This window comes from Janthinobacterium sp. BJB426 (assembly GCF_002735705.1).
Taxonomy (GTDB): domain Bacteria; phylum Pseudomonadota; class Gammaproteobacteria; order Burkholderiales; family Burkholderiaceae_D; genus Janthinobacterium.
Window position 1 is genome coordinate 427,879 of record NZ_PDZL01000001.1, and the last position, 14,935, is coordinate 442,813.

General features: G+C 65.2%; 11 protein-coding genes. 9 read left to right on the forward strand and 2 right to left on the reverse strand.

Features of this window, described 5'->3' with window-relative positions; genetic code table 11:
• Window positions 1-104 precede the first annotated feature (104 nt).
• Window positions 105-1,358, forward strand: a complete 1,254-nt coding sequence (locus tag CSQ93_RS01915) for a cyanophycinase (protein WP_099376473.1) — start codon at window positions 105-107, stop codon at window positions 1,356-1,358.
• On the opposite strand, the gene CSQ93_RS01920 is transcribed toward CSQ93_RS01915, so the two are convergent.
• Together CSQ93_RS01920 and CSQ93_RS01925 are read right to left on the reverse strand one after the other, a co-directional pair.
• On the reverse strand, window positions 1,349-2,563 hold the full coding sequence (locus CSQ93_RS01920) for a DUF418 domain-containing protein (RefSeq protein WP_099376474.1): 1,215 nt from the start codon (window positions 2,561-2,563) through the stop codon (window positions 1,349-1,351). The two genes, CSQ93_RS01915 and CSQ93_RS01920, sit on opposite strands and share 10 nt — an antisense overlap.
• The gene (locus CSQ93_RS01925) at window positions 2,560-3,162 is read right to left on the reverse strand and encodes a TetR/AcrR family transcriptional regulator (RefSeq protein ID WP_099376475.1); all 603 of its coding nucleotides are present in this window, start codon (window positions 3,160-3,162) and stop codon (window positions 2,560-2,562) included. The genes CSQ93_RS01920 and CSQ93_RS01925 overlap by 4 nt, the downstream gene beginning before the upstream one ends.
• A gap of 208 nt (window positions 3,163-3,370) precedes the next feature.
• Between CSQ93_RS01925 and CSQ93_RS01930 the strand changes: the two genes are divergently transcribed.
• The 8 genes from CSQ93_RS01930 to CSQ93_RS01965 all read left to right on the forward strand — a co-directional run bounded on the left by CSQ93_RS01930 (window position 3,371) and on the right by CSQ93_RS01965 (window position 14,932).
• Window positions 3,371-4,813, forward strand: coding sequence for an IgA Peptidase M64 (locus CSQ93_RS01930; RefSeq protein ID WP_099376476.1), 1,443 nt, complete (start codon window positions 3,371-3,373; stop codon window positions 4,811-4,813).
• A 430-nt stretch (window positions 4,814-5,243) separates the two neighbouring features.
• A complete protein-coding gene (locus CSQ93_RS01935) occupies window positions 5,244-5,429 on the forward strand; it encodes a hypothetical protein (protein WP_099376477.1) in 186 nt (61 codons plus the stop codon).
• Window positions 5,426-6,208: an enoyl-ACP reductase FabI gene (gene fabI, locus CSQ93_RS01940; protein ID WP_199534228.1), complete on the forward strand. Its 783-nt coding sequence runs from the start codon at window positions 5,426-5,428 to the stop codon at window positions 6,206-6,208. The genes CSQ93_RS01935 and fabI overlap by 4 nt, the downstream gene beginning before the upstream one ends.
• A gap of 10 nt (window positions 6,209-6,218) precedes the next feature.
• Window positions 6,219-7,667 carry an efflux transporter outer membrane subunit gene (locus CSQ93_RS01945; RefSeq protein ID WP_099376478.1) on the forward strand — a complete coding sequence of 483 codons (1,449 nt, stop codon included), beginning with the start codon at window positions 6,219-6,221 and terminating at the stop codon, window positions 7,665-7,667.
• 18 nt (window positions 7,668-7,685) lie between these two features.
• Window positions 7,686-8,759: an HlyD family secretion protein gene (locus CSQ93_RS01950; protein WP_099376479.1), complete on the forward strand. Its 1,074-nt coding sequence runs from the start codon at window positions 7,686-7,688 to the stop codon at window positions 8,757-8,759.
• 2 nt (window positions 8,760-8,761) lie between these two features.
• Complete coding sequence (gene rbbA / locus CSQ93_RS01955) at window positions 8,762-11,506, forward strand: ribosome-associated ATPase/putative transporter RbbA (protein ID WP_324847105.1); 2,745 nt, start codon at window positions 8,762-8,764, stop codon at window positions 11,504-11,506.
• A gap of 1 nt (window position 11,507) precedes the next feature.
• Entirely contained in the window at window positions 11,508-12,632 is a 1,125-nt protein-coding gene (locus CSQ93_RS01960; protein ID WP_099376481.1) for an ABC transporter permease, read from the forward strand.
• A 47-nt stretch (window positions 12,633-12,679) separates the two neighbouring features.
• Window positions 12,680-14,932, forward strand: a complete 2,253-nt coding sequence (locus tag CSQ93_RS01965) for a DUF3141 domain-containing protein (protein WP_099376482.1) — start codon at window positions 12,680-12,682, stop codon at window positions 14,930-14,932.
• Window positions 14,933-14,935 lie beyond the last annotated feature (3 nt).

Genomic DNA, 14,935 nt, shown 5'->3' on the forward strand with positions numbered 1-14,935 from the left:
TATTGCAGTTTGATGCAGTTGGGTTGCAAGCAGCAGTATTGGCAGCAAGGGCGCGTTCCTGTATCAACAAGCGTGCGCCACTTTCCTTGTATTTGAAAGGCACCATGAAATCATCCGCAAGCCTGTATCACACCATCCGCGCCGCGCTGCTGTTCGCGCTCGCATTGTGCAGCGTCCATGCCGTGGCGGCGCCGGGCGGCAGCGCCATCGGCAGCGCGCCGCAGGGCACGCTCGTCATCATCGGTGGCGGCCTGCGCGCCGACAATGCCGAAGTCTGGCAGCGCATCGTCAAGTTGTCGGGCGGGCCAGGCGCGCGCATCGCCGTGCTGGCCTCGGCCGCGATGAACCCGGAAAAATCGGGCGAAAGCATCATCAAGAAGCTGAACCAGTATGGCGCCGACGCCTTTTTCGTGCCGCTTGCCGTCAAGCTGGCCAATCGTGATTACCGCAAGGCCGCCGAAGACCCGGCCATCGTCACGCAGATCAAGTCGGCCAGCGGCATTTATTTTGCCGGCGGCGACCAGGGACGTATCACGCAAGCCTTGCTGCGCCCGGACGGCAGCCGCACGGCCGCGCTGGAAGCCATCTGGTCGGTCTACCGCAATGGCGGCGTGATCGCCGGTTCCAGCGCCGGCGCGGCCATCATGAGCACCACCATGTTCTACGATGCCAAGCCCGTGCTCGACATGCTCAAGATGGGCGTGACGGACGGCCGTGAAATCGCGCCTGGCCTGGGCTTCATCGGCAGCGATGTTTTCGTGGATCAGCATCTGCTGGTGCGCGGACGCTTTGCCCGCATGATTCCCGTGATGCTGAAAAAGGGCTATCACCTGGGACTGGGCATCGATGAAAACAGCGCCATGGTGGTCGACGCCATGCGCGACGTGGAAGTCATCGGCTACAGCGGTGCCTTGCTGATCGATCTGTCGGGCGCCATCAGCGACCGTGGCGTGAAAAATTTCAATATCAGCAATGCGGCCATCAGCTACCTGGACCGGGGCGACAAATTCAACCTCGTCACGCGCGTGTTTACGCCCTCGCCGGACAAGGCCGACAATAAGCTCGATCCGAACCAGCCCGACATGCGCGAGCCCGTGTTCACCAACGATATCCTCGGCAATAACGCCGTGCTCGACCTGATGGGCAACCTGATCGACAATGCCCAGCAGGAGGCGATCGGCATCGCCTTCGGCAACCCGCGTGACCCGTACCCGGACCTGGGCTTCGAGTTCCGCTTCAGTAAAACAGTCAACAGCGTCGGCTACAGCTCGACCGAGGCGGAAGCGTATTCGGTGCTGAAGCTGCGCCTCGATATCCGTCCGATCCAGCTGCGCCAGCCCCTGTACCGCTACAAGTAAGCCGCGCGCTGGCGCCGCCAGCGCGGCCACGCGGCGATCGTCATGGCCCGCAGCAGCCACTCGACGGGGCCATATGCATGGCCGCGCAACCACCAGCGGCTTAATGGCAGCTGCGCGCAAAAGATGATGGCGGCCAGCGCTAGCGCCCCCAGCGGCGACACACTCCCCATCAGCCGGGCGCCATATGCGAGGAACAGCACGGCGCAGATGGCTGACTGCAGCAGGTAGTTCGACAGGGCCATGCGGCCCGTGTCGGCCAGCAGGGAAAACAGCATGCCGTCGCGCAGACGCTCGAACAGGGCCAGCGCCAATGCCAGGTAGGCGCCCGCCAGCAGCGGCGCACTTGCCAGTCCCACGGCCAGTCCCGCCACCTGCCATGCCTGGCTATCCCCATATACGGAGGTCCACGCATAGAAGACGGCGCCAGGCAATCCTGCCAGCGCACCGGCCCACAGCAGGCGGTGGCGCAGCGGCAGATAATCGCTGGCGTGCAGCAGCATCTCGCGCTTGCCGGCGGCCAGGCCGCACAGGAACATGGCCAGCGCGCACGGTGCCTGCACCAGCAGCAGGACGATCCAGATTTCGCTCAGTTCGCGCAGGTGCTGATGGACGACGGCGGCCGGCGTGGCGTGGTAGGCGGCCAGCGCGCTTGCCGCCTTTTGCGCCATCGCCACGGCGTTGTCGGCAGTGTCGCCCGCCGGCTGCAGGCTTTGCAGCCAGGCCATGCCCGCCCAGAATGCCACGCAGACGGCAACGAGCATCAGCGCCAGGGACAGTGCCTGGCGTTCGCCGCAGCGGTGTAGCGCCAGCAGCACGATGCCCAGCAGGGCGTAGGTCGTGAGTATGTCGCCATGGAACAGGAACACGGCATGCAGGGCGCCGATCAGCCACAGGCCCGCTTGCCGGCGCAGCATGCGCGGCACGAACGGCGCCTCGGCGCGCGCGGCCGCCTGCATCTGCAAGGTGAAGCTGTAGCCGAACAGGAAGGAAAACAGCAGGTAGAACTTGGTCTCGAACAGCAGGGCGACGATAAAGTGCGTGGCGCGGTCCACGCCGCCGTGAAAGGCGGGATCGGTCAAGCCCAGGCCGAACCAGGGCGTGGCGAAGGCGCCGATATTGACGACCAAAATGCCGAACAGGGCGCAGCCGCGCAGGGCGTCGACGTCGGCGATGCGCGGGGGCCGGGTTTGTATGGCGGCGTTCATGCCAGGGCAGGGCGCAGGAAGCGCGCCAACAGCAGGTGCAGGCTGGCGCGTTGCGCAAGCGGTGCATAATCGGGATCGACGGCGACCCGGTTGAAGATGCCGTCGATCAGCGCGGCGATCCAGCTGGCAGTTTGCGCCGCGTCCAGCGCGGCGTCGACCTGGCCTCCTGCGGCCGCCTCTTCCAGCAAGGCTTGCAGGCCGCCGCGCAGGCTGGCGTCGTTGCGCGCCACCCTGGCCGCGATATCCGTGTCGCGCATCGCCTCGGCGGCAATGTCCAGCGCCAGCCCCGCAAAGTCTGCGTCGGCCGCCAGCGCCAGCACCAGATCCATGAAGTCGAGCAGGGCGCCGTAGGCATCGGCGCTGCCTTGCACGCCGGCGAAGTAGGCGGCCGTCTCGCTGCCTTCCTGGTCGACGATGGCGGCGATGATCGCTTGCTTGGTGGGGAAGTAATGAAACAGGTTACCGGGACTCATGCCTGCTTGCGCGCAGATGGCGGCGGTGCTGGTCTGGTGAAAGCCCTTGCGCGCAAAGCAATGGCGCGCGGCGGCGAGAATGGCGTCGCGGCGGGCCGCGTGTTTATCGGGATCGATGGTGCGCATGGACTTACCTTTAATTAATTGACTAGTCAGTCTAATATATGCCGATTGGCTCGCCTGGTCAAGCGAATCGGCTGAAAAGGGCGCTTTGCACGCTCGCTTCCTGTCGCTACAATGTGCCGCAGCGGTTTTTCCCGCGCCTGCCGGCAGGCCCGCCGATTGTTTGGAAAACCGTTCCCTTCACCTGTTTTTCTACCGTTTTAGGAATAACATGCAGCAGACTCCGATTCGATCCTTCCTCTGCGCGCTGGCGCTGGCCGCCGGCATCGTCCCTGCCGCGTACGCTGCCAGTGCCGCCCAGCCGGCCACCATGCGCCTCGATTACCAGCATAGCGGCAATGCGCTGGGCGAACACTATGCGGTCGAGCGCGTGCTGGTCGAGCCCCTGCCATGGCCGGGCAACCTGGCGCGTCCCATCGATGACAGCAATCGCGGCAACAACCTGCTGGAAGTGGTCGACATCAAGTCGGGCAAGGTGCTGTACTCGCGCGGCTTTTCCACCATCTTCGGCGAGTGGGCCAGCACCGATGAGGCGAAAACCACCACGCGTGCCTTCCAGGAATCCGTGCGCTTCCCGCAGCCCGAGCACCCCGTGCGCGTGCGCATCCTGAAACGCGATGAGCGCGGCCTGTTTTCCGTGGTGTGGAGCACCGATGTCGATCCGGCCGCGCAGGACGTGATCCGCAAGCAGCCGCCGGCGCCCGTCAAGCCGATCCCGATCCGCATCAGTGGTCCCTCCAGCGACAAGGTCGACCTCCTGATCATGGGCGATGGCTACACGGCGGCCGAAATGGGCAAGTTCGAAGCGACGGCACGCAAGCTGGCTGACCATCTTTTCACCGTCTCGCCATTCCGCGAGCGGGCCAAGGACTTCAATGTCTGGGCCATGGCCGCACCGACGCAGGAGTCGGGCGTGTCGCGCCCTTCGACGGGCGTGCATCACGCGTCACCCTTGGGCACGCGCTACGACATCTTCGGCAGCGAGCGTTATGTGCTGACGACGGACAACCGCGCGCTGCGCGACCTGGCGCAGTACGCGCCGTATGAGTTCATTGAAATCCTCGTCAATAATGATACCTATGGCGGCGGCGGCATCTTCGGCCAGTTCAGCACGGCGGCGGCGAACAACGACTGGGCCAATTACCTGTTCGTGCACGAATTCGGTCACCATTTCGCCGGCCTGGCCGACGAGTACTACACCTCGCCCGTGGCCTATCAGTCGAATGGCGAACGCCAGGAACCGTGGGAGCCGAACGCCACGGCGCTGCGCGATCCGGCCAGGCTGAAATGGAAGAACCACGTCAAGGCGGGCACGCCGCTGCCGACGCCATGGCCGAAGGAAGCGTACGACAGCCATGCGCGCGAATACCAGCAGCAGCGCGCGGCCCTGCGCGCGGCCAACCGTCCTGAAAGCGAAATGAGCGACTTGTTCAAGGCCGACCTGGCGTACACGCAGCAGCTGTTCTCGAAGGCGCCGCAGCGCCATGCGGTGGGCGCCTTCGAAGGCGCGAACTACGAGTCGTCCGGCTACTACCGGCCCGAGATGCAGTGCATCATGTTCGACCGCAGCGAGACGTTCTGCTCCGTGTGCCAGGATGGCATCAGCACCATCATCGACCTGTATTCGCGTCCCGCCCCGGCGCCGGGAAAATAAGACCGTCCAAGTCTGTCCTGTAATGCATGGTGGGTCATGTTGCAACGCAATAGCATGGCCCCCTTTTCTCCTCTCTCCTAGCGCCTGTCTTCCGCCACTGCCCAGCGCCGCTTGTTTTCCAGGCAATACCAATTGTCGCTCGCAGGCGCGCCTTTCTTTCTGCCAGCCCAGTGATATTATCAAATCAATATGTCCACACGCTTGCCTGAAAAATATTTCATTTAGATAATATTGAGGTAAAATTTGATTTACATCAATGTTGCATTGCCGCAATCGCACTTATAGTTGACCTAGCTCAAAGCGTCATGGAATGCGGATCGGACTCATCACGAATCACGCGTCTAAATGCTGTAGAGTAATTTCGCCCCGTACCAGTTCCTCGAGAATGCACTGGTGCTGGCCTCGAATTTCAGTGACGGAAGCCAGATTCATGAAGATGCAGATCCCCGCGCCTGACGCGTGCAATACCTTACATCCCCACACTCCCATTGCCTTGCCGTATGCGCGCGCCGGTGGCGTTACGCTGGCCGCTTGCGCCGCCGCCATGCGCGCCGGCGGGGTGCGCTGCGTGCATGCGGCCACGCCGTGGCCCGCCCTGCGTCCAGTCCCGGCATGACGGCCGACTTGCGGCACTTGCCTTTGCAGGGCAAGCGGGGCTTGGTGGTGGGCATCGCCAACACGCAAAGCATCGCCTGGGGCTGCGCCAGCGCCCTGCGCGCGGCAGGCGCCGAACTGGCCGTGACCTGGCTCAATGACAAGGCCAGGCCGCACGTGGAGCCGCTGGCGCAGCAAGTGCAGGCGGCCATCATGGCGCCGCTCGACGTGGGCATGCCGGGTCAATTGGAGGCGCTGTTCGCGCAGATCGAACGGCAGTGGGGGCGGCTCGATTTCGTCGTCCATTCCATCGCCTATGCGCCGAAGCAGGACTTGCATGGCCGCGTGACGGACAGTTCGGCCGACGGCTTTGCGCAGGCGATGGATATCTCCTGCCACTCTTTCATGCGCATGGCGAAGCTGGCCGAACCGCTGATGCTGGACGGCGGCAGCTTGATGACCATGAGTTATCTGGGTGCGGAGGAAGTCATCGCCGATTACGGCCTGATGGGTCCCGTGAAGGCGGCGCTGGAAGCGTCGGTGCGCTACCTGGCGTCCGAACTGGGCCCGCAAGGCATCCGCGTCAACGCCATTTCGCCGGGACCACTGGAGACGCGCGCCGCTTCCGGCATCGCCCATTTCGACCGGCTGATGGCCGACGCCATCGAACGCTCGCCCATGCGGCGCCTGGCCACCATCGAGGACGTGGGCGCGCTGTGCGCCTTCCTCGCCGGCGACGGCGCGCGCGCCATCACGGGCGGCACCCTGTATGTCGATGGCGGCTACAACATTCTGAATTGACTGGAAGAAGATGACCATGGCTGTTTCTACTTTGCCCAACCGCGCCATGATGGCTGCGCTGGCCGCCACGCTGGCCCTGGCCGGCTGCGCCTCGATGGCGCCGCCGTATGCGCCACCGCCGCTGCCCGTGGCTATGCAGTATCCGGAGGCCGATACGGCCGGCGCAAGCGCGCCCGACGTCGCCTGGCAAGCCTACTTTGCCGACCCGCGCCTGCAGGCGCTGATTGCGCAGGCGCTGGCCAGCAACCGCGACATCCGCATCGCCGCCCTGCGCGTGGAAGAGGCGCGCGCCGCGTATGGCATCCAGCGCGCCGAACAATTTCCCACCATCGCGCTTGGCGCCTCCGGCAGCCGCGCGCGCGTACCGGCTGACCTGAGTCCGACGGGCCGCGCCATGACGAGCGCGCAGTACCAGGCGGGCTTGAACGTGAGCGCCTGGGAACTCGATTTCTGGGGCCGGGTGCGCAGCCTGAAGGACAGCGCCCTGCAAACCCTGCTGGCCAGCGACGAGGCGCGTCGCGCCGTCGGCGTGGCCCTGGTGGCGCAGGTGGCCAATGGCTACCTGGGCTTGCGCGAACTCGATGAGCGGGTGGCGCTGGCGCGTGCCACGGTCGACAGCCGCGCCGAATCGCTGCGCATCTTCACGCGCCGCTTTGAAGTCGGGTCGATTTCCAAGCTGGACCTGACGCAGGTGGAAACCCTGCTCAGCCAGGCCTTGTCGCTGTCGGCCCAGCTGGAACAGGTGCGCGCCGTGCAGGCGCATGCGCTGGCCCAGCTGGTGGGCGGTCCCGTCGACCTGACGCCGGTGGCTGGTGAGGTGCACCGCTTCGACGACGCCAGCGTGCTGCAGCCGCTGCATGCGGGCTTGCCCTCGGCTTTGCTCACGCAGCGCCCCGACCTGATCGCGTCTGAGCACCAGCTACGCGCCGCGCAAGCGAATATCGGCGCCGCGCGCGCCGCCTTCTTCCCGACGATATCCCTGACGGCGGCCTACGGCACGGCCAGCGCGGAATTGAACGGCCTGTTCGATTCCGGCAGCGGCGCCTGGAATCTCGCGCCGCGCCTGGTGCTGCCGATCTTTGACGCGGGCCGCCTGCGCGCCAACATGGACCTGGCCGAGGTGCGCCGTGACGTGGCTGTGGCCAATTATGAAAAGAGCGTGCAGGGCGCGTTTCGCGAAGTGGCCGATGCGCTGTCGAACCGGCGCTGGCTGGCGCTGCAGGTCGACATCGGCAAGACGACGCTGGCCGCGCAGAGCGAACGGGCGCGCCTGGCCAAGCTGCGCTACGACAATGGCGCCGCGCCCTACCTGGAAGTGCTCGATGCGCAGCGCGACTTGCTGACGGTGGAGCAGCAACTGGTGCAGACGCGCCGCGCGCTGCTATCGAGCCAGGTCAGCCTGTATGCCGCCCTGGGCGGCGGCGCACCCGTCGCCTCCGCCGCCGCTTCCACCCACTAATTTGATCGCCCCGATACCATGAATGCTCAATTGAAGAAAAAACTCATCCCCGCGGCGCTGGTCGTGGCCGTTCTCGTGCTGGGCTATGTGGCCTGGCAAAAAATGCGTCCCACGGGCCCCGGTGAAGGTTTTGTCAGCGGCAATGGCCGCATCGAAGCGACGGAAGTCGACGTCGCCACCAAGCTGGCGGGCCGGGTCAAGGAGATCCTCGTGCGCGAGGGCGACTTCGTCAAGGCGGGCCAGCCGCTGGCCAGCATGCAGGTCGATTCGCTGACGGCCCAGCGCGACGAGGCGCGAGCGCGCCAGCAGCAGGCGCTGGACGCCGTGGTCGGCGTGCAGGCGCAGGTGGCCGTGCGCGAAAGCGACAAAGCGGCCGCGCTGGCCATGGTGGCGCAGCGTGAAAGCGAACTCGATGCGGCCAAGCGCCGCCTGGCCCGCTCGGAAACCTTGTCGAAAGAGGGCGCTTCCTCGGTGCAGGAACTCGACGACGACCGCGCCCGCGTGCGCAGCGTGGCCGCCGCCCTGAATGCGGCCAAGGCGCAAGTGACGGCGGCGCAAGCGGCCATCGACGCGGCAAAAGCGCAGGTGGTCGGCTCGCGCTCCGCCGTCGTGGCGGCCGAGGCGACGACGGCGCGCATCGATGCCGACCTGGCCGATGGCCAGCTGGCGGCGCCGCGCGACGGCCGAGTGCAATACCTGGTGGCGCAGCAGGGCGAAGTGCTGGCCGGCGGCGGCAAGGTGCTCAACCTGGTCGACCTGTCGGACGTCTACATGACCTTCTTCTTGCCCGAGACGGCGGCCGGCAAGGTGGCGCTGGGCGGCGAAGTGCGCATCATCCTCGACGCGGCGCCGAACTATGTGATTCCCGCGACGATCTCGTTTGTCGCCGCCAGCGCGCAGTTCACGCCAAAAACCGTGGAAACGGCCAGCGAACGCCAGAAATTGATGTTCCGCGTGAAAGCGCAGATCAGCCGCGAGCTGCTGCAAAAGCATCTGGCGCTGGTGAAAGTGGGCTTGCCCGGCGTGGCCTGGGTGCGTCTCGATGCCAAGCAGGCCTGGCCCGCTGAATTGACGGCCAAGGTCCCGCAGTGACCGTGGCTTCCACTTCTCCAGTCGTCAGCATCAAGGGCGTCAGCCAGCATTTCGGCAAGACGGTGGCGCTAGCCGCCATCGATCTCGATGTGCCGGCCGGCCGCATGGTGGGCTTGATCGGGCCCGATGGCGTGGGCAAATCGAGCCTGCTGTCGCTGGTGGCCGGCGCGCGCGCCGTGCAGCAGGGCACAGTGATGGCGCTGGGCGGAGACATGCGCGATGCGCGCCACCGCGACGATGTTTGCCCGCGTATCGCCTACATGCCGCAAGGGCTGGGCAAGAATCTGTATCCGACCCTGTCGGTCGAGGAAAACCTGCAGTTTTTCGCGCGCCTGTTCGGCCACGACGCGGCCGAGCGCCGCCGCCGCATCGACCAGCTGACCCGCAGCACGGGCTTGCAGCCTTTCCTTGCACGTCCGGCCGGCAAGCTGTCGGGCGGCATGAAGCAGAAGCTGGGCCTGTGCTGCGCGCTGATCCACGATCCCGACCTGCTGATTCTCGACGAGCCGACCACCGGCGTCGATCCGCTGGCGCGCGCCCAGTTCTGGGACCTGATCGCCGGCATCCGCGTGCAGCGCCCGCAAATGAGCGTGATGGTGGCCACCGCCTACATGGACGAGGCGCAGCGCTTCGATTGGCTCGTGGCCATGGATGACGGCAAGGTGCTCGATACGGGCACGCCGGCCGAACTGCTGGCGCGCACGCAAAGCGATACCCTGGAATCGGCCTTCATCAAGCTGCTGCCCGAAGCCAAGCGCGCCGGCCACCAGCCCGTCGTCATCACGCCGCTGGACGCCGCCAGCGCGCAGGACGTCGCCATCGAGGCGCAGGACCTGACCATGCGCTTCGGTGACTTCACGGCCGTCGACCATGTGAATTTCCGCATCGGCCGTGGCGAGATCTTCGGCTTTCTCGGTTCGAACGGCTGCGGCAAGTCGACCACCATGAAGATGCTCACGGGCCTGTTGCCGGCCACGGAAGGCAAGGCCTGGCTGTTCGGCAAGGAGGTCGACTCCAGCGATATCGACACGCGCCGCAGGGTCGGCTACATGTCGCAGGCATTCTCTCTGTACAGCGAGCTGACGGTGCGCCAGAACCTGATGCTGCACGCGCGCCTGTTCCACGTGCCAGAGGGCGAGATACCTGCGCGCATCGACGAGATGGCGCAGCGCTTCGATTTGCGCGCGGTGATGGACGACTTGCCTGACAGCCTGCCGCTGGGGATCCGCCAGCGGCTGTCGCTGGCCGTGGCCATGGTACACAAGCCGGAAATGCTGATCCTCGACGAGCCGACGTCCGGCGTCGACCCCATCGCGCGCGACAATTTCTGGCGCCTGATGATCGAGCTGGCGCGGCGCGACCACGTCACCATTTTCATTTCCACCCACTTCATGAACGAGGCCGAGCGCTGCGACCGCATCTCGCTGATGCATGCGGGGAAAGTGCTGGTCAGCGATGCGCCGGCCGAACTGGTGCGCAAGAAGGGCGCGCCATCGCTGGAAGCGGCCTTCATCGCCTACCTGGAAGAGGCGGGCGGCGGCACGGCAGCGGCGACGCAGGAAAGCGAGGCGCCGGGCCAAAAGGCGGCAGTCCAGGCGCCACAGCAGAAGCACCAGCGCAGCCGCTTCAGCCTGGGCCGCATGCTCAGCTACATGTGGCGAGAGACGCTGGAGCTGCGCCGCGATCCCGTGCGCCTGACCCTGGCGCTGGGCGGCTCCGTGCTGCTGCTGTTCGTCATCGGCTTCGGCATCAGTCTCGACGTCGAAGACCTCAGTTATGCGGTGCTTGACCACGACCAGACGACGTTGAGCCAGAATTACACGAACAACCTGGCCGGTTCTCGCTACTTCATCGAACGCCCGCCCCTGCGCGATTATGCCGATATCGACAAGCGCATGCGCAGCGGCGAACTGTCGCTGGCCATTGAAATCCCCCCCGGCTTCGCGCGCGACGTGCAGCGCGGCGCGCCGGCCCAGGTGGGCGCGTGGATCGATGGCGCCATGCCGATGCGCGCGGAAACCGTGCAGGGCTACGTGCAGGGCATGCACCAGCTATGGCTGGCCGACCAGGCCTTGCACCGTTACGGTATCAAGATGAACAATCCGGTCGCCATCCAGACCCGCTACCGCTACAACCCGGACGTGAAAAGCCTGCCGGCCATGGTGCCGGCTGTGATTCCCTTATTGCTGCTGATGCTGCCGGCCATGCTGGCGGCGCTGTCCGTGGTGCGCGAAAAGGAACTCGGTTCCATCATCAACCTGTACGTGACGCCTGTCACGCGCCTGGAATTCTTGCTTGGCAAGCAGGTGCCGTATGTGGCGCTGGCCATGTTCAACTTCCTCCTCATGGCGCTGCTGGCGGTGACCGCCTTCGGCGTGCCGGTCAAGGGCAGCTTGCTGACCTTGATCGGCGCCACCTTCATCTTCAATGTCTGCGCCACCGGCATCGGCTTGTTCGCCTCGACGTTTACGCGCAGCCAGATCGCGGCCCTGTTCGTGACCATGATTGGCACCATGATCCCGGCCATCCAGTTTTCCGGCCTGCTCAATCCCGTCTCGTCGATGGAAGGCGTGGGCAAGGCCATCGGCCTGATGTACCCGGCCACGCACATGCTCAATATCAGCCGGGGCGTGTTCAACAAGGCGCTGGGCTTTGGCGACTTGCACGCCTCGTTCTGGCCATTGATCATCGCCATTCCCGTGATCCTCGGCGTGACGGTGGCGCTGCTGAAGAAACAGGAGAGCTGATATGCGGCATCTTGAAAATATCTACCGCCTGGGCGTGAAGGAAATCTGGAGCCTGATCCGCGATCCCATGATGCTGATCCTGATCCTCTACACGTTTACTTTGGCCATCTACGTGGCCGCCACGGCCAAGCCGGAAACCCTGCACATGGCCTCGATCGCCATCGTCGACGAGGATGGCTCGCCCCTGTCCGGGCGCATCGCCTCGGCCTTCTTCCCGCCGCAATTCACGCCGCCGGCCATGATCAACCAGGGCCAGGTCGATGCGGGCCTGGACGCGGGCCAGTACACCTTCGTGCTGACGATACCGCCCAAGCTGCAGGCGGACGTGCTGGGCGGGCGCCACGCGGAGCTGCAGCTGAACGTGGACGCCACGCGCATGAGCCAGGCTTTCAGCGGCAGCGGCTACATCCAGCAGATCGTCGCCGGCGAGATATCGGAATTCGCCAAGCGCTATCGGGGCGCGACCGTCTCGCCGGTGGAGCTGGTGATGCGCGCGCGCTTCAATCCGTCGCTGAGCCAGGCGTGGTTTGGCTCGTTGATGGAGCTCATCAACCAGGTGACGATGCTGTCGATCATTTTGACGGGGGCAGCGCTGATACGCGAGCGCGAACATGGCACCATCGAGCACTTGCTGGTGATGCCCGTGACGCCGGCCGAGATCATGCTGGGCAAGGTCTGGTCGATGGGTCTCGTGGTGCTGCTGGCCGCCGCCCTGTCGCTGAACCTGGTGGTGCGCGGCATGCTGCACGTGCCCATCGAAGGCTCGATCGCGCTGTTCCTGTGCGGCGCGGCACTGCACTTGTTTGCCACCACCTCGATGGGCATTTTCCTCGCCACCGTGGCGCGCAGCATGCCGCAGTTCGGCATGCTGTTGATCCTCGTGCTGCTGCCGCTGCAGATGCTGTCGGGCGGCAGCACGCCGCGCGAAAGCATGCCCCAGCTTGTGCAGAACATCATGCTGATTGCGCCGACCACGCATTTCGTCGAATTGAGCCAGGCGATCCTGTACCGGGGCGCCGGCATTGACGTGGTGTGGAAACCGTTCCTGTCCTTGCTGGCCATCGGCACGGCCCTGTTCACGTTTGCCCTTGCCCGTTTTCGCAAGACCATCAGCCAGATGGCATAGCTCCCGCGCCGGAATGGTCCGGCGTTTTTTGCATGAAAAGGATAGCCATGAAGATCGAAGCTGCACCATTTTTCTCCACCGGCGGCTTGCCGCCGCTGGGCGTGCTGGGCGACTATGCGCGCGACTCGTGGCAGCGCATCGTGCTGTACGCGGACGTGATGCGCCGGCGCGGCAACCAGTACCAGGAGCACATGGCCGAGGAAGTGCCGAACGTGCTGGACTTCCCCGCCGAGCTGGTGATGTCGGGCCTGGAACTGGCGCGCCCCGTCAACTACGGCCTCGCGCGCATATTGACACCCGATGCGCCCGAACCCGATCCATCGAAGCGCCCTTTCGTCGTCGTCGACCCGCGCGCCGGGCACGGCCCCGGCATCGGCGGCTTCAAGGCCGAGAGCGAAATCGGCGTGGCCCTGCGCGCCGGCCACCCGTGCTACTTCATCGGCTTCCTGCCCGATCCCGTGCCGGGACAGACGGTGGAAGACGTGATGCATGCCGAAGCGGCCTTCCTGGAAAAAGTCATCGCCCTGCATCCGCTCAGCGAGGGTAAACCCGTCGTCATCGGCAATTGCCAGGCGGGCTGGCAAATCCTCATGACGGCGGCCATGCGCCCGGAATTGTTCGGCCCCATCATCGTGGCCGGCGCGCCCGTGTCGTACTGGGCCGGCTGGCATGGCCGCAATCCGATGCGCTACGCGGGTGGCTTGATGGGCGGCAGCTGGGCCACGGCGCTGGCGGGCGACCTGGGCAAGGGCCGCTTCGATGGCGCCAGTCTGGTGCAGAATTTCGAGAAGCTCAACCCGGCCAACACCCTGTGGAGCAAGCAGTACAACCTGTATGCGAACATCGATACGGAAGCACCGCGTTACCTGGAATTTGAAAAATACTGGGGCGGCCACGTCTTCCTCAACGACGTCGAGATGCAATACATCGTCGACAATCTGTTCATCGGCAACCGCCTGGCCACGGCCGAATTGATCACCTCGGACGGCGTGCGCCTGGACTTGCGCAACATCCGCTCACCCATCGTCGTGTTCTGCTCGAACGGCGACAACATCACGCCGCCGCCGCAGGCCCTGGGCTGGATCACGGACCTGTACCGGGACGACAAGGACGTGCTGCTGCACGACCAGACCATCGTGTATGCCGTGCATGACAGCATCGGCCACCTGGGCATTTTTGTGTCGGCCAAAGTGGGGCACAAAGAGCACCAGAAATTCGCCAGCAATATCGATCTGATCAACCTGCTGCCGGCCGGCATCTACGAAGCGAGGATCGTCGACAAGACGCCCGATACGCCGAACGCGGACCTGGCCAGCGGCGATTATGTGCTGCAGGTCGAGCATCGCGGCATCGACGACGTGCGCGCCATCGTGCAGCCAAGCGTGGAAAACGACCGCAAGTTCGCCGCCGCCGCGCGCGTGTCCGAAGTGAACCTGGCCTTGTACCGCACGTTTGCGCAGCCGTGGGTGCGCGCCATGGTCACGCCGCAGACGGCGCGCTTTTTGCAGCTCGCGCATCCGCTGCGCGTGTCGTACGAGCGCTGGACGGATCACAATCCGCTGGCCAGGCTGGTGGCCAAAGAGGCCGACAAAGTGCGCGCCCAGCGCCAGCCGGTATCGCCCGACAATCCGCTGCTGGCCATGCAGGAAGCCATCTCCGGCGCCATCACGGCCGGCTTGAACGGCTGGCGCGACTGGCGCGACAGCGTGCAGGAAACCACCTTCGACCTGGTGTACGGCTCGCCCCTGGTGCAGGCGCTGACGGGACAAGCCATCGGCGACACGACGCCGCCGCGCCCCCATCCCGGCATCTCGCCCGAGCATTGCGAATACGTGCGCTGCGAAACGCGCAAGATGGACGAGGACATGCAGCGGGGCGGCCTGGTGGAAGCGGCCGTGCGCGCGCTGTTCTACATCTACCGCTTCCGCATGATCGCCGACGAGCGCAGGGTCAACCTGGCCCTCAAACTGATCAAGCCGCAATACCGGCAGGATGTCGGCATGGAGGAGTTCCGCGGTATCGTGCGCCAGCAGGCGCGCTTGATGCTGCATGATTTCGATGCGGCCATCGCCGCCTTGCCGGCCTTGCTGTCGCGCGCCGACCCGGACGACATCGGCGCGCTGGCCGAATGGCTGCAGCAAGTGCTGCAAGTGCCCGAGGCGCCGACGCCGGACGAGGAAGCGAGCCTGCAGCAGATGCTGGACGTCTTTGACCGGGCGGTCAAGGAGCAGCAATCGGTTGTGCGCACATCCAGGACTGAACCGAAAGCCAAACCGGCCAAACACATTACCCCTGCCTAGAAG